The 22855-nt window shown below is 61.0% G+C and carries 27 protein-coding genes; 10 read left to right on the top strand and 17 right to left on the bottom strand.

Annotated elements, in window-relative coordinates:
* Window positions 1-6 precede the first annotated feature (6 nt).
* From LPN01_RS18040 to LPN01_RS18020, 5 genes are all read right to left on the bottom strand, one after another.
* A complete protein-coding gene (locus tag LPN01_RS18040; protein WP_262829799.1) occupies window positions 7-789 on the bottom strand; it encodes a sulfite exporter TauE/SafE family protein in 783 nt (260 codons plus the stop codon).
* A complete protein-coding gene (locus tag LPN01_RS18035) occupies window positions 789-1205 on the bottom strand; it encodes a TIGR01244 family sulfur transferase (RefSeq protein WP_125976433.1) in 417 nt (138 codons plus the stop codon). Before LPN01_RS18035 ends, LPN01_RS18040 begins: the two co-directional genes overlap by 1 nt.
* Window positions 1186-1641: a DUF6691 family protein gene (locus tag LPN01_RS18030; RefSeq protein WP_206434303.1), complete on the bottom strand. Its 456-nt coding sequence runs from the start codon at window positions 1639-1641 to the stop codon at window positions 1186-1188. Before LPN01_RS18030 ends, LPN01_RS18035 begins: the two co-directional genes overlap by 20 nt.
* Window positions 1638-2075 carry a YeeE/YedE family protein gene (locus LPN01_RS18025; RefSeq protein WP_125976435.1) on the bottom strand — a complete coding sequence of 146 codons (438 nt, stop codon included), beginning with the start codon at window positions 2073-2075 and terminating at the stop codon, window positions 1638-1640. Before LPN01_RS18025 ends, LPN01_RS18030 begins: the two co-directional genes overlap by 4 nt.
* A 77-nt stretch (window positions 2076-2152) precedes the next feature.
* Complete coding sequence (locus LPN01_RS18020) at window positions 2153-2479, bottom strand: ArsR/SmtB family transcription factor (RefSeq protein WP_125976437.1); 327 nt, start codon at window positions 2477-2479, stop codon at window positions 2153-2155.
* Between the two features lie 274 nt (window positions 2480-2753).
* Here LPN01_RS18020 and LPN01_RS18015 point away from each other — a divergent pair, with 274 nt between their 5' ends.
* Window positions 2754-4754, top strand: a complete 2001-nt coding sequence (locus LPN01_RS18015) for a copper resistance system multicopper oxidase (protein WP_262829798.1) — start codon at window positions 2754-2756, stop codon at window positions 4752-4754.
* Entirely contained in the window at window positions 4751-5692 is a 942-nt protein-coding gene (locus LPN01_RS18010; RefSeq protein ID WP_262829797.1) for a copper resistance protein B, read from the top strand. Before LPN01_RS18015 ends, LPN01_RS18010 begins: the two co-directional genes overlap by 4 nt.
* A 35-nt stretch (window positions 5693-5727) precedes the next feature.
* Here LPN01_RS18010 and LPN01_RS18005 read toward each other — a convergent pair whose 3' ends face one another.
* The 9 genes from LPN01_RS18005 to LPN01_RS17965 form a co-directional block, all read right to left on the bottom strand.
* A complete protein-coding gene (locus tag LPN01_RS18005) occupies window positions 5728-6354 on the bottom strand; it encodes a DUF1345 domain-containing protein (protein ID WP_125976441.1) in 627 nt (208 codons plus the stop codon).
* 101 nt (window positions 6355-6455) lie between these two features.
* Window positions 6456-7127: a cytochrome b/b6 domain-containing protein gene (locus LPN01_RS18000; RefSeq protein WP_262829796.1), complete on the bottom strand. Its 672-nt coding sequence runs from the start codon at window positions 7125-7127 to the stop codon at window positions 6456-6458.
* 126 nt (window positions 7128-7253) lie between these two features.
* A complete protein-coding gene (locus tag LPN01_RS17995; protein ID WP_164542667.1) occupies window positions 7254-7541 on the bottom strand; it encodes a VIT1/CCC1 transporter family protein in 288 nt (95 codons plus the stop codon).
* Window positions 7542-8115: 574 nt separating this feature from the next.
* Window positions 8116-9309 carry a type III polyketide synthase gene (locus LPN01_RS17990; protein WP_262829795.1) on the bottom strand — a complete coding sequence of 398 codons (1194 nt, stop codon included), beginning with the start codon at window positions 9307-9309 and terminating at the stop codon, window positions 8116-8118.
* 150 nt (window positions 9310-9459) lie between these two features.
* A complete protein-coding gene (locus tag LPN01_RS17985) occupies window positions 9460-10170 on the bottom strand; it encodes a VIT1/CCC1 transporter family protein (protein WP_262829808.1) in 711 nt (236 codons plus the stop codon).
* A gap of 75 nt (window positions 10171-10245) precedes the next feature.
* Window positions 10246-11547 carry a sensor histidine kinase gene (locus LPN01_RS17980; protein WP_262829794.1) on the bottom strand — a complete coding sequence of 434 codons (1302 nt, stop codon included), beginning with the start codon at window positions 11545-11547 and terminating at the stop codon, window positions 10246-10248.
* A 37-nt stretch (window positions 11548-11584) separates the two neighbouring features.
* Window positions 11585-12271 carry a response regulator transcription factor gene (locus LPN01_RS17975; RefSeq protein WP_125976453.1) on the bottom strand — a complete coding sequence of 229 codons (687 nt, stop codon included), beginning with the start codon at window positions 12269-12271 and terminating at the stop codon, window positions 11585-11587.
* Window positions 12252-12854, bottom strand: a complete 603-nt coding sequence (locus LPN01_RS17970) for a cytochrome b/b6 domain-containing protein (RefSeq protein WP_125976455.1) — start codon at window positions 12852-12854, stop codon at window positions 12252-12254. Before LPN01_RS17970 ends, LPN01_RS17975 begins: the two co-directional genes overlap by 20 nt.
* Before the next feature lie 2 nt (window positions 12855-12856).
* Complete coding sequence (locus LPN01_RS17965) at window positions 12857-13138, bottom strand: PepSY domain-containing protein (RefSeq protein WP_125976457.1); 282 nt, start codon at window positions 13136-13138, stop codon at window positions 12857-12859.
* Between the two features lie 196 nt (window positions 13139-13334).
* Here LPN01_RS17965 and LPN01_RS17960 point away from each other — a divergent pair, with 196 nt between their 5' ends.
* The 5 genes from LPN01_RS17960 (at window position 13335) to LPN01_RS17940 (ending at window position 18085) form a co-directional block, all read left to right on the top strand.
* Window positions 13335-13814 (top strand): rubrerythrin family protein, encoded by a 480-nt coding sequence (locus LPN01_RS17960; protein ID WP_125976459.1) that lies wholly within the window; start codon window positions 13335-13337, stop codon window positions 13812-13814.
* 150 nt (window positions 13815-13964) lie between these two features.
* Complete coding sequence (gene katG / locus LPN01_RS17955; protein ID WP_262829793.1) at window positions 13965-16178, top strand: catalase/peroxidase HPI; 2214 nt, start codon at window positions 13965-13967, stop codon at window positions 16176-16178.
* A gap of 306 nt (window positions 16179-16484) precedes the next feature.
* A complete protein-coding gene (locus tag LPN01_RS17950; RefSeq protein ID WP_262829792.1) occupies window positions 16485-16688 on the top strand; it encodes a hypothetical protein in 204 nt (67 codons plus the stop codon).
* Window positions 16685-17647, top strand: coding sequence for a tyrosine-type recombinase/integrase (locus LPN01_RS17945; RefSeq protein WP_262829791.1), 963 nt, complete (start codon window positions 16685-16687; stop codon window positions 17645-17647). The genes LPN01_RS17950 and LPN01_RS17945 overlap by 4 nt, the downstream gene beginning before the upstream one ends.
* A 102-nt stretch (window positions 17648-17749) precedes the next feature.
* Window positions 17750-18085, top strand: a complete 336-nt coding sequence (locus LPN01_RS17940; RefSeq protein ID WP_262829790.1) for a hypothetical protein — start codon at window positions 17750-17752, stop codon at window positions 18083-18085.
* A gap of 150 nt (window positions 18086-18235) precedes the next feature.
* Here LPN01_RS17940 and LPN01_RS17935 read toward each other — a convergent pair whose 3' ends face one another.
* Both LPN01_RS17935 and LPN01_RS17930 read right to left on the bottom strand, forming a co-directional pair.
* Window positions 18236-18550 (bottom strand): DNA-binding protein, encoded by a 315-nt coding sequence (locus tag LPN01_RS17935; protein WP_046191747.1) that lies wholly within the window; start codon window positions 18548-18550, stop codon window positions 18236-18238.
* Window positions 18550-18885: a type II toxin-antitoxin system RelE/ParE family toxin gene (locus tag LPN01_RS17930; protein WP_262829789.1), complete on the bottom strand. Its 336-nt coding sequence runs from the start codon at window positions 18883-18885 to the stop codon at window positions 18550-18552. Before LPN01_RS17930 ends, LPN01_RS17935 begins: the two co-directional genes overlap by 1 nt.
* A gap of 273 nt (window positions 18886-19158) precedes the next feature.
* On the opposite strand from LPN01_RS17930, the gene LPN01_RS17925 reads away from it, so the two are divergent.
* Genes LPN01_RS17925 through LPN01_RS17915 form a run of 3 tightly spaced genes read left to right on the top strand, consistent with a single transcriptional unit; the run spans window position 19159 to window position 21098 of the window.
* Window positions 19159-19806, top strand: a complete 648-nt coding sequence (locus LPN01_RS17925) for a ParA family protein (protein ID WP_316748985.1) — start codon at window positions 19159-19161, stop codon at window positions 19804-19806.
* A gap of 4 nt (window positions 19807-19810) precedes the next feature.
* Window positions 19811-20101, top strand: a complete 291-nt coding sequence (locus LPN01_RS17920; protein ID WP_262829788.1) for a ribbon-helix-helix domain-containing protein — start codon at window positions 19811-19813, stop codon at window positions 20099-20101.
* Window positions 20102-20144: 43 nt separating this feature from the next.
* Window positions 20145-21098 (top strand): replication initiator protein A, encoded by a 954-nt coding sequence (locus LPN01_RS17915; protein ID WP_262829787.1) that lies wholly within the window; start codon window positions 20145-20147, stop codon window positions 21096-21098.
* 590 nt (window positions 21099-21688) lie between these two features.
* Here the strand turns inward: LPN01_RS17915 and LPN01_RS17910 are convergent.
* Window positions 21689-22855, bottom strand: a 1167-nt coding sequence (locus tag LPN01_RS17910; RefSeq protein WP_262829786.1) for a type IV secretory system conjugative DNA transfer family protein, incomplete at its 5' end; no start/stop codon positions are given.

Below are 22855 nucleotides of genomic sequence, written 5' to 3'. Positions count from 1 at the left end.
AAAAAATCATGCAAAGGCAGCCGCGCTCTTCCAGAGCATGTACGCAGCTACCGCAAAGATCAGGACGGCGAAGATCGTGGTCAGCCGCCCCGTCGCGCCCGACAGGCGCTCGGCCAGCCTCGCGCCGAGGACGCCGCCAAGCGCGCCGCCGGCGATGAAGACGAAAGCGAGCGGCCAATCGATGAGCCCGGACAGCGCGTAGTTGATTGCGGTGGTCAGCCCGAACGCTGTGACTGCGACCAGGGAGGAGCCGATCGCGTTGATGATCGGCATTCCGGTGGAGGCAATGAGCCCAGGAACGATCAGAAATCCGCCGCCGATGCCGAAGAACCCCGAGAACGCGCCCGTGCCGAGCCCATACGTCAGCACCTTGGGAGCGTTTTGTGCTCCGCATTGCGCGCCGGGATCGCCTTCCCTCTTGCGATCCCTGAGCATGGCAACGCCGACGACCACCATGACGAGGGCGAACAGGAACAGCAGCTTCTGCCCATCGAACGCTTTGCCGGCGGTCGATCCGACAAGAGCGCCTGCAATGCCCGCCGCCGCGAACATGGTCGCGCAACGCCATCTGACAGCGCCCGCGCGGGCATGGCTGACCAAGCTCAGCGCCGCATTAGCAGCGACCGCAAAAGCGCTGGTGCCGATCGCTAGGTGCGGACTGGGAACGCCGACGAGATAGATCATCAGCGGCACGGCGAGGATCGACCCGCCCCCGCCGACCAGCCCGAGCACAAAGCCGACCAGCGCGCCGGAACCAGCACCGAGCAGATATTGGACGGGCTCAAGCATCAGGCTGGTTGCAGGCGCGGGCGCAGCTTCTCGATATCATAACCCGCGTCGCGCGCTGTGTTGATCAGCGTGTCCGTGTCGGCCTCGCCCGCCAGCGCAAGCGCCCACAGCGTCGCGACGCGACTTCCGGTGCGGCAATAGCCGAGCGCGGGGGTGGGCTTCTCGTCCAGAGCGCGGTTCATTATCCGAACCTGAGCTTCGCTGACCTCTCCGGGGACTACCGGAATATGAACAAATGCCAGCCCGTGTTCGCGCGCGACCGCCTCGATCGTCGCGGCCGAGGGCTGGCCTGGCTCTTCGCCATCGGGACGGAGGTCGATAATAGTGCGATAGCCCTGCATTGCTGCCGCAGCTACGTCGTTTGGGGTCAGTTGCGGCGAGGCAGACAGCTTCGCATCAAGTTCGTTGAAGGGCATGTGTGGGCTCCTGTGGATTAGATCGTGATGAGATCATCCGGTTGATGAACATGCCGCCGAGCATCGCGGCGACGAACAAGGCAGCTAGGAACGGTCGCACGGCCAGATCGGCGATCGAAGGACCGGGACAGAGGCCGGTAATCCCCCAGCCGACACCGAAAAGAGCAGCGCCACCAATCAGCTTGCGGTCGATCCCCGTCGTTGCGGGGACATGAAAGTCGTTCCCGATCAGCGGCCGATCGAGACGCGCCTTGATCCGCCACGCGACGATCATCGGTAGTATCGCGCCACCCATGACGAAGCCGAGCGTCGGGTCCCATCGGCCCGTCACGTCGAGAAATGCCCGCACACGAGACGGGTCCGCCATGCCGGAGACGGCAAGACCAGCACCAAATAACAGGCCGGACAGCAACGCGATCCAGACGGCGCGGTTCACCACGTCACTTCCAAAGCGTTCATAGCGGTAACGGTCGCAACGCCGGTCAACATGAAGGTCGCAGTCGCCACGAGCGAGCGCGGCGACAGCCGCGAGACTCCGCAAACGCCATGACCGCTTGTGCAACCCGAGCCCATGCGCGTGCCGATGCCGACCACGAAACCGCCGACAAGGAGCGTCAGCACCGATGAAGGAAAACGGGTTTCGACAGGCCCCGCGACAGCCGCAATCAGCAATGCGCCAAGCGGTAACCCGATCACGAACGCCGCCGCGACGAGGCGTGGAGCCCCCTCGCCGGAAATTCCCGCAGCGCGCGCGACCATTCCGCTAACGCCCGCGATACGACCGGTGCCCAAGAGCATCACCGCAGCGGCCAGGCCGATCATGATACCGCCCAGCAGTCCCTGCATGGGCATGGCATATTCAGGCAACATCGAAAAAAACTCCGCCTTTAGGAAGGCGCGGGCGCTCTCGCGACAAGTTGCAGACCCGCTTTGGCGAGCACCGGCTGCTAGGCATCGCGACCGAGCTCGGGACAGAACAGATCATGAAGCAGCGTCAGAAGCTGGACCACGTTCGGATCGGAAATGCGGTAGTGGATCGTCTGCGACTGACGCCGCGTCGCGACCAAACCCTCTTCGCGGAGCTTGCTTAGGTGCTGTGACAGAGCCGACTGGCTGAGCCCGACCCTCTCGGCCAATTCGCTGACTGACATTTCTTCGGCCTCGGACAAATAGCACATGATCAGCAGCCGATTTTCGTTAGACAGCGCTTTTAGAAGGCTGGCTGCGTGACCCGCCTGCTGACGAAAAATAGTGATGGTGTTTGTGGTATCCATTAGCGCTGTCTAATTTAGTGATTGCTAACGTAGAGTCAAGCCGCCTACCAGTGTCGAGCCAGCTCAGGCGTGGGGGCTGCGCTTGAATCCATTTTAGCGCGGCAACGGGGCAGAGATTACAGATTGCACATTCAAGTGAGGCCGCCCATTCGCCGCGTCCCGGCACCTTTAGGTATCGACCTAGGAGGTCGATGCTAGGCGGTGCTCCCGAAATCGCTTACCGTCTCTCATCCATCTTTTCCGCGTGCAGGTGCGCAGCTCGTATGGGAACGTCATGCCACTGAACGAAGCCTGCACCGATCGTTGTGACGACCAATTTTCGAGCGGCAGTGGAAGCGTCGGCAGACGAACTTTCCTGCACGGTGCCGCCGCGCTCGGCACATTGGCGGCCTTTCGAGCGATGGCCCCCTCCTATGCATGGGCGCAGCCGCAGGCCGCTGCGCCAATGTCGTCTGGGCAGCCCGAGGTGGGACCCATCGATCTATCGATCGGCGATCTACCCCTTGTGATCAATGGCCGCCGCGGCGGCGCGCAGGCCATCAACGGGAGCATTCCCGGCCCGATCATCCGGCTTCGCGAAGGACAGGAGGCGGTTCTACGAGTTACGAACCGCCTGCGTGAAACGAGTTCGATCCATTGGCACGGCATCATTCTCCCGCCGGCAATGGACGGGGTGCCTGGCGTCAGCTTCGCAGGTATCCCGCCCGGGGAAACCTTCACCTACAGTTTCCCTGTCCGGCAGAGCGGCACCTATTGGTGCCACAGCCACTCAGGCGGGCAGGAGTTGCTCGGCGTCTACGCGCCATTGATCATCGAACCCGCACAACCCGATCCCTTCGCCTACGACCGAGACTATGTCGTCATGTTGTCGGACTGGAGCTTTGAATCGCCCGCAACGATCATCGGCAAGCTCAAGAAACAGGCGGGCTATTATAATTATCAGAAGCGGACGTTGGGAGATTTCATCCGCGATGCCTCGAACAACGGTTTCTCGGCCACGCTGAAGGAGCGGCTTTCGTGGTCCAAGATGCGTATGGACCCGACGGATTTTGCCGATGTCACCGGCTACACCTACACCTACCTGATGAACGGCCTCCCGCCCGAGGCCAATTGGACCGGGTTGTTTCGGCCCGGTGAACGCATCCGTCTTCGCTTCATTGCAGCGGGGGCAATGACCTATTTTGACGTGCGCATACCGGGCCTAAAAATGACGCTCGTTCAGGCGGACGGCCAGAACGTGCGTCCGGTCGAAGTCGATGAGTTCCGCATCGCGGCGGGCGAAACCTATGACGTGATCGTACAGCCCGAAGACCGCGCATATACGGTGATGGCCGAGGCGATGGACCGCAGCGGCTTTACTCGCGGTACACTGGCACCGCGAGCGGGCATGGACGCGCCCGTTCCGCCTCGCCGCAAGCGCCCGCTTCGCACCATGGCCGACATGGGCATGGACATGCGGGGCATGGACATGGGCGGTGCGGCCCCACCGGCTGCCGGCATGGGCGACATGGCTGCGAGCGGAGCAGCCGAACCCGCCGGAATGCCGGGCATGGATATGGCCGGTGGCAGCATGCAAGGCATGGAGATGGTCGACAGGACGCGCGCCGCCACAGCCGACGCACGCGACGCTGTTATCGCGGGGGGCATGCCTCCTGGAATGGACATGGGCAGCATGAAGCCGACGGCCGCACTTGCAGGCGGCCTTGGTGGGTCAGGAGTGCCCGGTAGTTCGCCGTTCGTCCACGGCCCCGACACGCATGGCATTGGCAGTTCGTCGGTCGCCATGGTGGCGCGCAGCCGCGTCAACGAGGCGGGTTCCGGGTTTGATGAACCGGGCGCGCGCGTCCTGACCTACGCCGATCTGCGCAGCCTCGCGCCACAACCCGACCAGCGGCCACCCGCTCGCGAGATCGAGCTTCACATCACGGGCAACATGGAACGCTACATCTGGTCGTTCGATGGCAAAAAATACTCGGAAGCAAAGACGCCGATCGCATTCCAATATGGCGAGCGCCTTCGCCTCGTGCTCGTCAACGACACGATGATGGAACATCCGATCCATCTTCACGGCATGTGGATGGAGCTCGAGAATGGCGGAGGACCGCTTCAGCCGCGCAAGCACACGGTCAGCGTCAAGCCGGCCGAACGCCTGACGCTCGCCATCACCGCAGACGCGCCGGGTCGATGGGCGATGCACTGCCACCTGCTGCTACATATGGAACTGGGGATGTTCCGGGTCGTGGAGGTCTCGCACCCCACCGGAGCTGCATCATGAAGTGGTCCGTACTGGTCGTGTCGATCATGATGCCCACGGCTTTCGTGGTCGCCGGGGCCGCCAGCGCCCAGACAGTCGCCGGCTCGGCTGCCCCAGCAGGTCAGGAAACATCACAGGAGAAACCTGCCGACATGCCGCCGGGCATGGAAACGATGCAGGGCGACACGCCGCCGCCGAGCATGGGGACAATGATGGAGCCGAACGCGGCACCGCGCGCCGTGGCAGGGGGACCCGTTACCACTCTGCACAACCTTGAGCCACAAGAGGGGTGGCCCAGCCCGACGGCGGACGACGCCCCCTACAGCTTCGTCCTGCTCGACCTTCTTGAGTACCGCGAGAGTTCGGGAGCCGGGTCTTTGAGGTGGGACGGGTTCGGATGGTTCGGCGGCGATTACAACCGTATTTGGGTGAAAAGCGAAGGGACGCAGAGCCTTCGATCGGCGCGTGGAGGGGAAGCGGAAGCGCAGCTACTTTACGGTCGGCTGATCTCACCGTATTTCGATCTTCAGGCCGGTGCCCGCTTCGCGACCCGTTGGGGCAACGGCTCTAACCGTTCGCGCGGCTATGCTGTTTTGGGTCTACAAGGCTTGTCGCCGTACCGGTTCGAGATCGAGCCGGCCTTGTTCCTGAGTACCAAGGGCCAGATTTCCGGACGCCTGAACGCAAGCTACGATCAGCTGCTAACGCAGCGGCTAATCCTCCAGCCCCGGATCGACACGAGCTTCGCGCTACAAAAGGATCAGGCATTCGGCATCGGAAGCGGGCTGACCGATGTCGAACTCGGGTTGCGCGCGCGCTATGAATTTCGTCGCGAGTTCGCCCCCTATATCGGGATCACGCATCGGCGCAGTTTCGGCAGCACCAGACGAATCCTCCAGGCCGAGGGCGAGCGGACGCGGCAGACCTCCATCGTCGCCGGTGTAAGGGTCTGGTTCTAACGGCGTCCTTCCTCGGCATTGTCCCGTCGATCGCATCAGTTGATGCTGCCCACGACGTTGACGGTCAGCGCGACCGCCCCGATGTTGAAGACGAAAGCGATAATCCCGTGCAGCAAGACAAGTCTGCGCAGCCCTTGATTATTGACGACCACGTCCGACACCTGGAACGTCATCCCCACGACGAACGAGAAGTAGCAGAAATCCCAGAAGTCGGGGGCGTGCGTGCCCGGAAAGTCGAGACCACCACGCCGCTCCTCTCCAGCGCTTTGGTAGAATAAATGCGCGTAGTGCGTCGCCAGAGTGAGATTACCGAACATCCAGGCAAGCAGAAGAGCCGTAACAGCAAGGAGGATTTGACTGTCACTGTGTGGCGTGTTGCGGGCGAGTTCGATGATGAGGGCGAGGATCACGACGCTGAACACAAGCGCTGCGATCAGCAACAGCAGCGGTCGAGACGCATCATATCGCACGGCGTGTAGTCGCAGGCGCTCAGCGGAGTTTTTCCGCATCAGCACCGCGGTGAAGGCGATGAATAAGGCCGCGGCGGCAACGAAGGCACCGAGCGTCGCCGTGGCAAAGCCGTAGCGCCCGACGAGCAGCAGAACGCCCGAAACGAAGCTGATGAGAAAAGCCACATGCTGGGGCGGCAGTCTGCCGATCATGCCGCGCTCGACGGGCTTGGCACCAGGAGCTTTCCCCAATCGCTAGTGTTCCAACGTCCGCCGTCCATGAGGCTCCTTTGCGTGCGGGCACGATAGGCGCGTCATCGATCGAGTTGCGCGTTCCCGGTTTTTCCGAACCCAAACATACGTTGCAGAATGCGGTGTCCTGCCATCTGGTGAAGAAGAGCCAGTCCGACATGACCGATGAGGTACGCCCACATGATCGGCGCGATCGTCATATGAACTTCAAGAAGAATTCTTGTCGCCGGGAAGAAATAACCGACCGCACCGGTCAATGCCATCGCAGTGGCGATCAGCAGCCCGAGACCGTGAACGGCGCTTGCCAGAGGACTTTCCTCCGTCAGGGGAACCCGCCCACGCTTAAGGCTTGCTAGATGCGCTTTCAGGTCCGCCCAGAAGGCGGACCGTCGGGCACCGGAGAACCATGGGAAAAGCATGCTAAAGCGCGCCTCGCCTCGCCGCACGAGCGTCCAAATCCAGAATGTTACGAGAAGCCCGAGGGTGAGCACGCCCACCCACTCATGAAGTTCAAAAAACGAGTTGCCGGGCCTGTTCCTCTCCGGAACGACCATGACCAAGCTGATAATGAGCTGGTGAACCACTGCGGCCGCGAACAGGAGGTGAAGGAGCTTGGTCAATGTCGAGTGGGGAGCCGGTACGTTCACGTTCGTTTCACCTTCCGCCGTTCCTGCATCGGAAGAGCGCTTTTGAAGTGCGTTCGAGGCCATTGGGTGCCCGGCCACGTCCGGCACAGAGGCCGGCAATTTAAACTAGCTAACGAGAGGCACGCGGGCAATCTTGTTTATCTTTTGACTAACAGTCCCGGGGTCAACCGGCACGGCTCACTCTCGCGGCATCAAGCGCAAGCGCAACAGAGCTTAGCCGCCCGCCCCAAACATCAAGCCGATCGCTGATGTGACCGCCATCGCGAGCGCTCCCCAGACGGTGACGCGAACCGTCGGCTTGAAGATACCCGCACCACCAATCCGCGCTGCGAACGCACCGAGGATCGCAAGGAAGCCAAGCGAACTCACTACCACCAACGGAACGAGCAATTGGGGTAGTGCGATCAACGCTGTCAGTACCGGATCACCCGGCAGCTCATTCTGTGTAAATGAGAACAGCGATTGCGCGCAATATGCCCACGAGTTACTGAGGCTGAGCAAGTATTTGTTGGCAGCGCTGATGAGTAATATTCATCGGATTGATCCCCCGGCCCTTCATCTCTCCGTGATCATGCGTCGTATTGGTACCCATGGTTTGCTCCATGCGTTCGCAGCTCGCTCGCTGTTCGGGAGTGGCTCTCGTGGTCGCGCATCCTGCGAGTGAGATCAGGGAAAGCGTTGCCGCAGCCATAACAAGCTTCATAATATCACCTTCCTATTCAGTTAGGCCCTTCGCGGCACACGCGTGGCTTCCGTTATCATGCAAGGCGGCCCAGAGCAGTGCAAGGCTTTCATAAGCTTGTCGGCGAAGGCGTAATGCGGCGCAGGCGCGTCGCGCAGCTCGTCCAAGTTCGGCAATAGATCGATCCGGCGCAGCAGATGATCGGATTAGAGCTGAACCGTGCCACAAAGTCGGGAGCACCCACGGTGGTCCGATCCGCTCGGCGACAAACGACTTAACCCGCACCTTGTTGGATAGGATACCCTTGGCCCAATCAAGGGCGATGTTACCGGCAACCGGCCTCACTTGCGTTTCCACATGAAAGGTGGGTTCGTCGTCGAGCAGTGGCTCGACTTAGCGCCCGGAGGGCGTTCGGCGCGGAACCACATGACTATGCGCAAGTTCGGGATCGTGGTCGCGGGGTTGGACGAAATGATCAGCAAGACGACTTAAGCGGCTTTTTCGGCGCTTGGCAGGGCTAGGCCGAGACGAACTTTTGACGGGTTTGCGGAAATGAAAACCTTCCGCAGCCAGCCCAGGCCCAAAGGCAATGGCAAGGCCGTGCTGGGGTGCGCCCTCCTCCATCATGGCGGCCAGCACGAACATGATTGTGGATGAGGACATGTTGCCGTTTTCGGCGAGCATACGGCGACTGTGACGCAGAGCATCGGGCGCGAGATGCAATCCGCTTTCGACGGCATCAAGCACCGATCGACCGCCTGCATGGATTGCCCAGCCATCTATTACTTCGGGCAGGCCAATTTCGGATTTAAGAGCGTCATCATGCGCGACCGCCTGCGCGATGCGTCTCGGAACTTCGCCGGAGAGATGCATGGCGAAACCCATGTCGCCAATGGTCCAGCGCATCAACTCCTGGCTGTCTGGCAGCGTCGCGGCGAAGAAGCTGCCGAGCGCAAGCCCGCGAGGCTCGGCACTGACCAGCGCCGCTGCGGCGCCATCGCTCCACAACATCTGCGCCAGGATCGGCTCAAGCGCCGTGTCGGGTTGCAAATGGAGCGTCGGCAGCTCGACTGTGACAAGAAGGACGCGCGCGCCGCGTGTCGAGCGGACGATATGATTGGCAACGCGTAATGCCGCCACGGCGGCGTAGCAGCCCATGAACCCAACTAGTGTGCGCTCGATCGAGCCCGCAAGTCCGAGCCTGTTGGCGATGATCTGGTCGATTCCAGGAGCTGTAAAGCCAGTGCAGCTGGCCACGACGAGATGGGTTACGTTACCTAATTCACCAAGCTGCGCCACGGCATCGAGCGCCAGATTTGGCGCCTCCTTGGCGTAAGCGGCCATCCGGACCGAAGTTGTCGGCAAGGTGGCTCCGCTGTAAAAGCCACCCGTATCGATCGGAGATCCACCACCTGGCGCAACTGGAAGAACCGACCACCGCTTATCGATTCCGGAGCGAGCGGCCATGCGGCGAAGAAGAACTATGTCGCGGGGTTCGGTGAGCTGTCGTTCCGCCCAGGTGATGAAGGCGCCGGAGATTTCATGGTCCGGTTTTGCAGTGCCGATTCGATTTATATAGACGGTCATCGGCGGGTATCCCTACGTAAGTGCTTGTCTTTTAGCGTAATTGTAAGCGGTGTCCGGACGGTGAATAGGTCGCCAAGTAAGCGCGCCGGCGCTGTCTATGCGGGCGAGTTTTTGGAAAACGTCACGCTAGATCGGCGCAGGGATAACCCTTTAACCAGTCGCGATATGAAATATGCGGCCTACGCCTGCCGTGATCGCCATCGCCAACGATCCGAAAATAACCACGCGGGTCACGGCCACGGCCAGCGGTGCGCCTCCCGCTTTCGCTCCAGCAGCACCTAGAACAGCCAGCGCTGCGATAGCTACGGCGACAATGGCCCAGATAGCGCTAGCTCCTGCGACAAAGAGAGCCGCCAAGAGGGGAATGATGCCTCCCGCCACGAACGCGGCTGCAGAGGCTATAGCGGCCTGCGTTGGCCGAGCGATACTGTGCTCGGAAATGCCGAGTTCGTCACGCAGATGCGCCGCAAGAGCATCAGTTTCCGATAAAGCATGGGCAACTTGTTCCGCCAACGCGATCGGGAGGCCGCGATCGACATAGATCCCAATGAGTTCGCGTTTTTCATGCTCGGGATCGGCAAGATGCTCGAGACGTTCCCGCTCCACATCCGATTTTTCCGCGTCCGCTTGGGAGCTGACCGACACATATTCACCGGCAGCCATCGCCATGGCCCCCGCCGCAATTCCTGCGACCCCAGTAAGCACGATCTGACTCGATCCAGGCGCTGCGACTGCAACGCCAACCATTAGGCTTGCGGTAGAAAGTAGACCGTCGTTTGCTCCAAGCACTGCTGCACGAAGCCACCCGACGCGAGTCAGAAAATGTCCTTCGCCGTGTTTCGGTGGACCGATTTTTGCAATATTCACTTCATATTCTTTCGCTGAGAACCTAAAAAGGGTAACGCGAGCTGCCACGGTAGCGCGCAATTGATCGGATTATCGGTCGTCCGGCGGAGCTTGCAGACGGACGGTAAACACTGCACCCCCACCGGGTGCATTTTCGACAATGATTGTGCCGCCATGCGCTTCGACAAGCCGCTGGACGATGCCGAGGCCAAGGCCTGCACCATCGGAGGCGCGCCGATCTTTGCGCCAGAACCGTTCAAAGATATGCGGCAGGTCTTCGTCGGCAATGCCGTGACCATAGTCTCGCACAGATATTTGAGGTCCGGGGCCGGCAGACACATCAATCGGGGTATTGCCAGGCGCATGCTTGAGCGCGTTATCGACAAGGTTGCGGTAAATGCGAAAGATCGCCTCGGCATGACCGATCGCCTGCGTATCACCGGTAGTGGCGAACCGTAGGTCGCGGTGTGCGGCAAATGTTTTGGGTGCCATCGTAGCTACCACGTCCCGACCGATAGCTGCCAGATCGAGGGGTACATGCCCAACATTCGCGAGGGCGTCCGCTTGTGCCAGGTCGAGCATTTGCTCGACCAGCCGGGTCATGTGTCGCGTGTCCGTCTGCAAATCGTCACGCACCTTTCCCGCTGGCAGTTGGTCGAGCGACAATTGCATGATTGCCAGTGGCGTCCGCAGCTCATGCGCAGCATTCGCGGTGAAACTGCGCAAGATCGCCATCGATCGGTCAAGCCGCGTTAGCGCGCGGTTCACCGCACGAACCAAGGTATTGACCTCGCGCGGAGCCGCGGGCTCGGATAAGCGGGTCAGGATATTTTCAGGATCTAGCGCATCGACCTCGCTCTCTGCACGCCGCAACGGATGGAGCACTCTGCGCACAGCAAAAACATTAAACAGGAGAAGCAGCAGCGAGAGCGGGATCAGGGGCAGAATTACATGTTGCACGATCTCGTTGATGATCACCGGCACATAAGGCCGTATGCCATCTCCTTCGAACTGCATCGCCAGCCAACGGCGCTCGTTGCCTCGGTCGATGGCGCGAACACCGGAGATTCGGTATCCGCCAGGAATCTGCTCGCGTCGTGTCCAATCGACCAGCGTGGACGATCCGTCAGGCGGCGTGACATTTCTGATCGGCTGAAGTTCGGGTGTGCCGGCATCGACATAATGCGCCGACCATCGCTCAGCGCCAGGCGGTCCTGCCAGGAGTTCCGGAGACAGCGCGTTGCCGGTTCGAGCTTTGGCCGCTTCCAAAGTCAGTAATTCTTCGGCGAGCGATTCCGGCTGCCGGCTGTAGGTTACGACCACAATGCCGACATCGAGCGCAGCAAATAGCAACGTGAAGGCCGCCAGCCGCGTTGCGATCTGGCGAAACAAGGTTGGGCTGCGTGCACCGGGCGAGCTGTCGGTCGACCTACTCATCGTTAGGCGGTGGCGAGAACAGCGCATAGCCCACACCATGGACAGTGCGAACCTGAACGTCGGCGCCTGCCGAGGCGAGCCGTTTGCGTAGCCGTGACACTGACGCCTCAAGTGCGTTCGGGGTCACTTCTGCGTCCATCGAATAAAGCGCATTTTCGAGGGCAGGCTTGGCAACGACCGAACCCGTGCGCCGTAATAACACCTCTAGGAGATCAACCTCGCGCGGCGTGGCTTCGACCAGCTTTCCCGCCACGAAAAATGAGCGAGCCGCTGAATTGAGCGCGACATTGCCGGCGATCAGCTGCGTTCCTAGCGATGCGCCTGGTCGACGTAGCAGAGCACGGCACCGTGCAGCCAATTCGGGTATTTGGAACGGCTTGACCAGATAGTCGTCCGCGCCAGCGTCTAGCCCGTTGACCCGGTCGTCGAGGCCACCGCGCGCGGTCAGGACGAGTATCGGTGTGACATCCTTGCGTGCCCTGACGCTGCGTACGAGATCAAGCCCGTCGCCGTCCGGCAAGCCAAGATCGAGCAGCATCAAGTCGTAGTCGGCAATCTTCAGTGCCAATTCCGCCCCTTCGACGGTCTCATACCAATCTACGGCGAAGCCTTGTCGATCCAGACCTTCGCGGATCAAGCCCGCAAGCCTCGCATTGTCCTCAATCAGCAGCAGGCGCATGGTCGATATCAGTCCCTAGAGGCGCGCGCTTGTAGCCAGTGATCATGGCGAGCGGCAGATTTTCGCGGTGGCGCATACTTTCGACGATGGCGCCAATGACATGAAGCGCGACCGCTCCGATCAAAATATTGGCGGCTACCTCGTGCGCGGTTTCGACCCAACCGACGCCCCAGAAGCGGTCTAGCCCCATCATCCAACCTGTGGAGCCGACTATCGCCAACAACAGCATCAACACGACGATCATCGCCGCACCAGCTGGATTATGCCCGATATAGCGAGGCTCCCGACGAGCGATCATCGCGCGAAAATAGCGCAGCAGCCCGACGGGACCTGTCACGAAGCTGGCAAAACGAGCATGGCGGCGGCCGATGACACCCCACACAAGCCGGATCGCCAATGCGGTCACGACGACGTAACCGACGTAGATATGTGGCGTTTCTTCATGCTTCAGGACAGTGAGATTGGCGATAACGCCAGCTGCGACCGTCCAATGAAAGATGCGGACGATCGGATCCCAGACCTTGACCCTGCCGCTCTTTCGGGCAGGGCCATTGGTCGGCGTCCGGGGAACGACATTGCCCATCGTCAATCGACGTTGTTTTTGACGATGGCACCGTTCACCGGGTTGAAATAGACCTCGGCGCGCTTGCCGTCCTTGGTGTGCGCATAGATTTCATAGCAGCTGCCGGAAACCTGGAAGACCTTGATGTTGCGGTAGCCCATCTTGGCGACTTTGGCCTTCATCTGCGCCGGTTTCATCCACTTGGCCTGAGGCACTTTCGTACAGACAGGAGCAGCCATCGCCGCTGGCGCGAGTGACAGCGCGACCACCGCAGTGGCGAGCTTTAGAGGTACGAAACGGATCATCCGACATCTCCTGGGATTGGGGGGCTGACCGCCCCGGTAATCTGGCTTTCGCAGGACTGACTGACCGAAACCTGACAGCGCCCGATTTAATGACAACAGGCTAAAATCAAAATTTCGCACCGCACGGTCAGGTCGCCGTCAGGACCAGGGTCGATACGGGCCGGGTCGCACTTCCAGCGGCAAAGGAGTTTCGACGATGAACAAGTCCCTGATCCTCGCCGCAGCTAGCGCCGCTGCTATCTTCACAGTCGGCGCATCTGCCGCGCCCACATCCCCCGCCAAGCCGCTGGCTGCCAGCACGAAGGCGAACCTCGAAGCGGCGATGCGCGGCGAGGCGTACGCAAACCTGAAGTATCTCCGCTATGCCGATCAGGCTCAAGCCGCGGGCAAGCCCGAACTCGCCAAGCTGTTTCGGGCCTCGGCCAACATCGAGGCGAACGAGCATTTCGACCGCGAGGCCCAGGCTCTTCAGCTTGGCAGCGGCGACGCGCGCAATCTCGCGGATGCGATGAAGGGCGAGCATTACGAGAACGTCACGATGTACGTGAACTTCGCCAAGGAAGCAGCGGCTGCTGGCGATACTAAAGTCGCCGCGATGTTCCGTCAGATCGCCGTGGATGAAGGCACTCATTACGACGCGTACAAGGCTGCATTGGCACGGCTCCCCCGCCGTTAAGCCAGTCGCAGGCGCCGGTCGGCTTCCTTCCCCTGGGCCGATCGGCGCTTTTTGGCCTGCCGAAAACTCAAAAGCACGCAGTCGCATCGCAATGCTCCACTCACCGTACCGCGAGCGACCGATCTTTCCCAATTTACCGGAGACTTGCACATGCCAAGAGCTCGTTTGATCACCGCATTCCTGCTCTCGGCCGCGGCCCTGCCGTTTGCCGCGTCAAGTCCGGCGTCGGCACAGGTCGAGGGCAAGACCAACCAGCAGTGGTTCCCCGATTTGCTTGATTTGAGTCCGCTTCGACAGGAGTCGCCAAAATCAAACCCAATGGGATCAGACTATGATTATCGCCGGCAGGTCGAAACTCTCGATGTTGCTGCGCTGAAACAGGATATCGCCGCAGCCCTGACCACCTCGCAGCCATGGTGGCCGTCCGACTATGGAAACTACGGGCCGTTCTTCATTCGGATGGCCTGGCATAGTGCGGGAACCTACCGGCAGGCGGATGGCCGGGGCGGCGCTGGTGGGGCGCAGCAGCGGTTTGAACCGCTCAACAGCTGGCCGGATAACGTCAATCTCGACAAGGCCCGTCGCCTGTTATGGCCAGTCAAGCAGAAGTACGGCTCGAAGGTCAGTTGGTCGGACCTCATGGAGCTGACGGGCAACGTCGCCTTGGAGCAGATGGGCTTCAAGACGCTCGGGTTTGCCTTTGGACGCCGCGATGAATGGGAAGCGGATAAAACCTATTGGGGACCTGAAACCAAGATGTTGGCCGATCAGCGCCATACCGCGCCGGGTGCCATCAAGAAGCCACTCGCCGCGTCGCAAATGGGTCTCATTTACGTTAATCCGGAAGGACCTAACGGGACCCCCGATCCGCTGGCAGCCGCTAAGGAAATTCGCGCCACGTTCGGCAACATGGGCATGAACGACGAGGAAACCGTCGCGCTGATCGCAGGCGGTCACACCTTTGGAAAGGCCCACGGTGCCCACCCCAAGTCTTGCGTGGGCGACGCGCCAAGCGCGCTCGGTGTCGAGAAGCAGGGTCTTGGTTGGGAAAACAAGTGCGGGACAGGAGCGGGAGCTGATGCCGTTGGCTCGGGACTTGAGGGGGCTTGGACCAGTCAGCCCGCCAAGTTTACGCACGAATACATGTCCAACCTGTTCGATAATGACTGGGTGCTGACCAAAAGCCCCGCGGGAGCCAGCCAGTGGCGGCCTAAGGTCCTGTCGGCCAGCACCATGACGCCGGATGCGGCGGACCCGTCCAAGACGCATCCGTTGATGATGTTCACCACCGATCTGGCGCTCAAGAGGGATCCGGCCTACCGAGCGATAGCGCTGCGCTACAAGAACGATCCCACGGCGTTCGACAAGGCATGGGCTGCCGCGTGGTTCAAACTCATCCATCGCGATATGGGGCCGCGCCGCTTCTATCTCGGCAGCGACGTGCCGGCGCAGCAATATGCATGGCAGGAGCCATTGCCTGCTGCATCAAGCAGCGCGATTGGCGATGGAGACATCAAGAAGCTGAAAGGCGAGATTACCGCCTCCGGTATCGACAACGCGGCGCTCATTCGAACTGCATGGGCATCCGCCGCCAGTTATCGCAAGACCGATATGCGCGGGGGTGCGAATGGCGCTCGCGTCCGGTTAGAGCCTCAGATCCACTGGTTGGCAAATTCGCCGCAGGAGCTTGCCGATATTCTGCGTAGGATCAGCGTTATCCGTGATGGTTTCAACCGCAAAAGTGGGCGGCAGATATCTATGGCGGACATGATCGTGCTCGCTGGCGACACGGCAGTTGAACGCGCCGCAAGCGCGCGCGGCGTCAACGTTAGTGTACCGTTCTCCCCTGGAAGGGTCGATGCCACGCAGGAGCAGACCGATGTCGCTGCATATCGAGCGATGGAGCCGGAAGCTGACGGATTCCGTAATTACTATAATCCAACCGATCGTATGTCACCGACCGAAGCACTTGTTGATCGGGCCTACATGCTCGATCTGTCCGTCCCGGAAATGACCGTGCTGGTTGGGGGCATGCGTGCTTTGAATGCCAACGCGAACAAGTCGACCGTCGGGGTCCTGACTGGTCGACCGGGGACCCTGAGCAACGACTTCTTCGTCAATCTGCTCGATATGAAGACCGTTTGGTCAAAGTCGGTTAAAAATCCTGCGATTTATGAAGGTAAGGACCGCACTAGTGGCCAGATGTTATGGACGGCATCTCCGGTCGATCTGATATTCGGCTCAAACTCTGAGCTTCGCGCGGTTTCTGAAGTCTATGCGCAAAACGACGCTCAGCAAAAGTTCGTCACAGACTTCGTTGCGGCTTGGAACAAGGTTATGAACAACGATCTACAACCAAAATGATCGATCTGTATTCCAGAACTGGAGTGCGGTGCGCCCTTATCTGTAAGATCGAGTGAGATAGTTGGATGACATAATCGGCGTCGGCGCGCATAGCGCGCCGACGTTCGGTCGCCCGACACTATGGTGATTTCTGGCATCTCCTGAGAACGGTCGTTCGCGCGAGACCCGCGCCGATCGCGGCTGAGCGGTTTTGATCGAGCCGTGGCGTATCTCAAATCTGCCTCTCGTTTCGGCCAAGGATTCACATTCCCTTCTACATATGATAATGTCCTTTATCGGGTGTAGAGAAGCTGCTAGAATCACCGTATGTTCTACCGCGTCCGCATCGCCCCTATCCCCACCGTAATCGACACCGATGGCGAGCCTGTCGATGACACTCGCGTGCTGGAAATCATATTCCCCGGTGACTCGATCGACACGCCAGCCGGGCGGGTCAACTTCATCGTCGGCGCTGGCGTCGCCAAGATATCGGTGGCGGGCGAAACAATCCGAGGCGTGCCATTGTGTTGAACGCGCTCATCCCCCTGCCCTCACCCGCGTTGGCGATGCCAGCGCTGGTCGCGTCGGCCGACGACCGCGCGCAGCGCCGTTTCCTTGAGTTCTTCGCCGTCACGATCCGCAATCCGCATACGCGACGCGCCTATGCGCGTGCGGCGAGCGAGTTCCTTGCCTGGTGCGAGGCCCGGGGCGTTAGATCCATTTCGGATGTAATGCCCCTCCATGTCGCGGCTTGGATCGAGGCGCTCGGCCGTGAGGTGAGCGCGCCGACCGTCAAGCAGCGGCTCGCGGGAGTCCGGCACCTGTTCGATTGGCTGGTGACGGGCCAGGTCGTGCCGACGAACCCGGCCGCTTCGGTGCGCGGGCCGGCGCATAGCGTCCGGCGCGGCAAGACCCCAGTGCTTGCCCCCGACGAGGCGCGGCGGCTGCTCGACGCAATCGACGTGACGACGCCGGCCGGGCTTCGCGATCGGGCGCTGATTGCGTTGATGATCTATTCGTTCGCCCGGATCGGGGCGGCGTTGGCGATGCGCGTGGAGGACGTGTTCGTGCAGAATAGGCGGCTATGGGTCCGGCTGCATGAGAAGGGCGGCAAGCGCCACGAAATGCCCTGCCACCATAATCTGGAGGAGTATCTGACCGCCTATGTCGATGGGTGCGACTTGCGCGGGGACCACAAGGGGCCGCTGTTCCGCACGATCGCGCGCGGGACTAAGCGACTAAGCCATACTCCCCTGCCCCAGGCCAATGCGTTCCAGATGGTGCGTCGCCGAGCGGTCGCGGCCGAGATTGGAACGGCGATCGGAAACCACTCGTTTCGCGCGACCGGGATCACCGCCTATCTGAAAAATGGCGGGACGCTGGAACGCGCTGCGACGATGGCAAATCACGCATCAACCCGCACGACGCAGCTCTACGATCGCCGACCGGACGACGTGACGCTCGACGAGGTGGAGCGGGTTCTGATTTAGCTCAAGCGCTGGTTTGATGAACGAAGGATAAAACGATCATTCAGCCTAGATGCACGCCGGAACTGTCATGTCCTCGTTAGAGGGTCGGGAGAGGACAGTCAGATGAAGAATGCATCAATCATTTCCGTGTTCGGTATAGCGGCTCTTGCTGCGATGGTGCCCTCGGCAGCATCTGCGCAAAGCGGCTACGGCTATGGGCAGCATGACCAACGACACGACCGGCTTGACGATCGACATGACGACAATCACGACGAACTTGGTGAAGTGCATGCCGATGCGCACGATCAAGGGCTGAGCCGCCGCGGTCATCGACAGCTCCATCGAGGGCTGCAATACGAGCACGCTCAATCCGATTATCAGCTCGCACGCAAGCATCAGCGCCAGGATCGGCGGGCGTGGCAGCGCCGCTATTATAACCCGCGCTATAACGGCTATTAAGGGTACTGACCGTGATCTGATCATTGGGCTACATTTCTAGCAAATGTAGCCCAATCTATACTGGAGACTGCTCCGATCGGAGTGGTCGCGTTTTGGCTCAATTAACCTAGAGCCAGTGATGTTCGCGCGCGAGTCGCTTTCAGGTTCAAATCACGCGGCGCGAACTTCCAGTGTTACACCCGATGCGCGTTGCAGCGTGCTAATGACCGAAAACAGGTTGTCGGCAGCCGGATTGCCCGCCGGGCTGAACATCCGCATCAGGCTCTTGGACGGTCTTCCCGTTTGTTCGGCCAGTTCCTCGAAACCCACCGTCGCCTTGATGTAGTCGCGCAGGACTGCCTTTCCCGTGTCGATATCACCGAGGAGGAAGGCATTGACGGCTTCGGTGAGGAGCGCCGAGCGAAACGCCGGGTCTGCCTGAACGCGCGCGCGCACAGTGTCTTTGAAGTTGCGAGTGAGAGCCATCACGATCTTCCTTTCTTCCGCGCCTTGTAGTCCGCCCACAGCGACTTGGCGGTATCGATGTCACGCTGCTGTCGCTTCTTCGTGCCGCCACTCAGGAGGATGACGAGGGTTTGGCCGTCCATGCCGAAATAGACGCGATAGCCAGGCCCGAAATCGATCCTGTATTCGGAGACGCCCTCTCCTACCGGTTTCACGTTGGAAATCGCGCCGCGTTCGACCTTGTTCAGCGCCATCGTCACCTTTGCGGCCGCTACCGCATCCAGCGCGGTGAACCAGAGTCCGAACGGGCTTCGTCCTTCCCCGTCCTCATACTCCTTTAGCACCATCAGTTCCATATATGTTACCATTGGTCCGATCGTCAAGGGTTGGACGCGCCCCAGGGGGCCGCGCTCTATCTCCGCTTGGCAGCTCCGATCGAGCCGCCGTGCTGGCGTCTCGCCCCTGACGGGCTACGATCGCTCGCGCGAACAACGAGGCCGCCGAGGCGGCCGTGTTGTTGTCCCGCCCGCCCCGCCCTGGGGCCGGCCTTTTAGACCGGCTGAAAGAAAGATTGTGCGATCCTGCCAATCTGCATATTATCATGTCTTCAATATTGAAGGTGTGCACACGTGCATATAATCACACTTGCAGCGCAAAAAGGCGGCGTCGGCAAAACGACGCTTGCGGTCAATCTGGCGGTTGCGGCGCAGGCTGCAGGCATCAGGACGGCCCTGTTCGACCTTGACCCACAGGAAAGCGCGACGGCGTGGAGCGAGCGCCGCGAGGCCGAGCTACCCCATGTGGAGCCGATCAGCGCGCGCCGCTTGAACCAGGCGATCGACGCGGCCGAGGCAAACGGTTTCGACCTCACCATCATCGACACGCCACCAGCAGCCGGAGCCGAGGCAGCCGCAGCCGCGCAACGGGCCGATCTTGTGCTGATACCGTGCCGCCCTTCCCTCATCGACCTCGACGCGATCAAACGCACGGCCCAGCTCATCATCAGCACCGGCAGGACAGGCTTTGTCGTGCTCAATGCGGCTCCGCCTACGGCGACGACGCTACTGGATGATGCAAGGACCCTGGCGGAGAATACCGGGCTAAAGGTCGCGCGCGCAGTCATCAGGGAGCGCAGCGCCTATCGCGCAGCATGGCCCTACGGGCTTGGCGTGACCGAGCATGAACCGTCCGGCAAAGCGGCCCAGGAGATTGCATCACTTCGCCAATTCCTGTTTGATGAATTGCAGAATTGCACACCTGCAAATGTGAAGGCTTGATATCATGGCACGACGATCATCGCTCCTCGCGCCCGCAGTCGCCACAAAGGCAAAGCCCGAGTCCGCCTCGCCCGAGCGTGTAACATCCCCACCGGACGCGCGCGCTCCCCGATCGAGCGGGCAACGTCCGGGCAAATATCACTTGGGCGCTTACTTCAACCCGGACGATCCGACCGCCGAGGCGTTCCGGGTGCTGGCGGCACGAACGCGCCGCAGCCATCAAGATTTGCTAGCCGAAGCTATCGCCGAGCTGGTCGCCAAATACGACGCCGACAAGCAGTTCGGTCGTGCTTGAACGTGTGCACACATGCACAACTGCAAGCGTGCAGGATTGAACCATGAAGAAGCGGCGCGACCCTAGCCCGGAGTTCGACCTGTTCCTGCCGATCATGGGCGACCTTCCGCTCAAGGATCAGCGGGAGACGATGGAAAGGCCGTTCTTTTCCTTGCAGAAACGCAAGCGGGTCAAGCCGATCGAATATACCAGCCCGGACGGCGCGACCTGGGTTAAGATCGAGGCGATACCGGCCTACGGCATGGCGACGATTTGGGACGCCGATATCATCATATGGGCCACGTCGGCGCTCAATCGGATGCGAGAGCAGGGGGTCAACGATCTACCTAGGACGCTTACAACCACGTCCTACGACCTTTTGCGGGCGATCAAGCGCAACACCAGCGGCCGCGCCTATCAAGATCTTCAAGCCGCCCTACAGCGGTTGCAGACGACTTCCATTTCCACGTCGATCCGCGCTCCCAAGCGGCGCAGCAAGGCGGGCTTTAATTGGCTCGACAAATGGACCTTGGAGGTCGACCCCGAGACCGACCAGCCTCGCGGCATGACCATCACCCTGTCGGATTGGGTCTATGAGGGAATCATGGCGGAGCGGTCGCTTCTCACCATGCACCCCGATTACTTCCTACTAACCGGCGGGCTTGAGCGGGCGCTTTATCGCATTGCCCGCAAGCACGCCGGCAATCAGCGCGGGGGGTGGACGTGCCGGGTGGAGGTGCTGCGCGACAAGACGGGCAGCGACAGCAAACCCAAAGAGTTCAACCGGATGCTCCGCAAGATCGTGGAGACCAATCAACTCCCCGATTATGCAGTGGAAATGGTGGCAACGACCGATGGTAGCCCGGCCATTCAATTCCGGTTGAGAGGGGAGGCGGAAGCCTTGGCGCTCTCCGAGCAGCTCCAGGCCGAGCAGGACCGACGCGACCGCATGGACGCCGATCGACGACGCACCACGGAGGTCGATGACCTCATGGACCGACTTTCGCGCCGCTCCTAACTATCGTGTTATCACACACCGCTACCCTCGGAAGCGGCGCGACGCGGTTGAGACCAAGGGCAAGCGAGGCCCCTTGGACACCGGCGATCGACGTTCCCGAGCCGTTTGCTATCGTGTTTTCACACACCTTGGACTCGTGTTTTCACACACCGCACTATCGTGTTTTCACACACCGAATCACGTGTTTTCACACACCGGGGGTTTTCGCAAGATGTTGAATTTATTACTGAAATAAGGCCCTTTTTGCGGCTTAACCTACTTAACGACTCATATTTAACAGAATCTTTTAACGTCAGACCGCCCGCATTTGAGGCGGCAGAAGGTCAAATGGAATCGGCCTATGGCCGATGCGCTTTCGTTTCGTGCCGCCTTCGGCGTCACAGGGCGGCGCAAGCGCCGCTGGCTAGGCGGGGTAGAAGTGGGGAGGGTGGCGACGGAATTGCCCCTCCACAGCCGTCAGGCGCGCCGTGAGGGCAGGAGAGGGGCTTTTGGGTATTCCGGGGCGGAGATCGTGCGAGCGTCACCAGCGAGGCTTAAATCGGCCATCCCATATCCGGCGGCATCCCGCCGTTCGTGCTTTCGAGGATGAACTACCCCGGATCGAACAGCCCGGCGAACTCGCGCTGGTCGTAGTAGCGGATTTTCTCGACCGGGAGCGGGTGTTCGCCCTGGCGCAGCAGCAGGAGCTGGTCGGGCCGCATCCGCATAATCTCGTCGGGGGTGGCGAGCCGCCGGGCGGTGACGTGGGCGCTGACGCTTTCCGAGGGACCGGCGCGATGTTCGCCCCAGCCAGTGCCGCGCGAGGTACTGACGGTATCGTATTCCAGCGTCGTGTCGCCGATCGTTTTCGACAGCAGTTCCGCTGTCGCATGATCGTTGACCCCGAACGCCTGAATCACGCCGGCGTTGGACATGAATGTGCCGGCGCGTTCGCCGTAGTTGGCCTTGAGCTGGTGCATGTCCTGGAGGATTGGCCAGAGCTGGAGACTATAGCCCGCCATCAAGCCCATCGCGCGTTCGACCGGTTCGAGACGGCCAAGCGCGGCGAACTCGTCGAGCAGGAATAGCACCGGCCGGGCAGGGCGGGCGGTCGATCGCGCCATGTCGGTGACGGCTTGCGACACCAGCAGGCGGAGCCAGCGCGCATAGGTATCGAGCCGATCGGGCGGCAGGCACAAGAACACCGTGGCGGTCGTGTCCTTCAACCCGGCGAAGGTGAAATCGGACGCGGCGGTGCTGGCGACGATGCGCGGGCTATCCAGAAAATGCGTATGGCGCTGGGCCGATGACAAGACCCCGGCAGCTTCGCGATCGGACTTGCCGAGCTGGCGGTTGGCGGCGCGCGCGACCAGGCCACCAGCACCGGCGCTATCCTGCATCGCTTCGAGCAGTGCAGCGAAGCGGGCAGGGGCGAGCGTCAGATAATCGCGCACCGTCGCGAGCGTGCGGCGATCGGCGGGTTCGTTGGTGACGACGTGGAGGATCAGCCCGGCGATGAGCGCCTTGGCCTCTTCGTTCCAATGGGCGTCGCCGGATTGCCCCGGCGCGTCATGGACCAGCGCGTCGGCCAGCGTGTTCGCATCTTCCGCGAGATCGAGGCTTGTGGGATCGAGCCGATCGAGCGGATTGTAGCGGGCAGGGGGCCGGCCCGAGACGCCGAACGGATCGAGGCACCAGACCGGACCCTTGGTTGCCCGCGCGCGCGCGGTGACGCGGGCATTCTCGCCCTTGGGGTCGATGCAGATCACCGAGCGATC

This window comes from Sphingomonas sp. A2-49, assembly GCF_025548555.1.
GTDB lineage: Bacteria > Pseudomonadota > Alphaproteobacteria > Sphingomonadales > Sphingomonadaceae > Sphingomonas.
The sequence above is the reverse complement of the archived record's forward strand: the minus strand, read 5'-3'. Positions and strand labels throughout refer to the sequence as shown.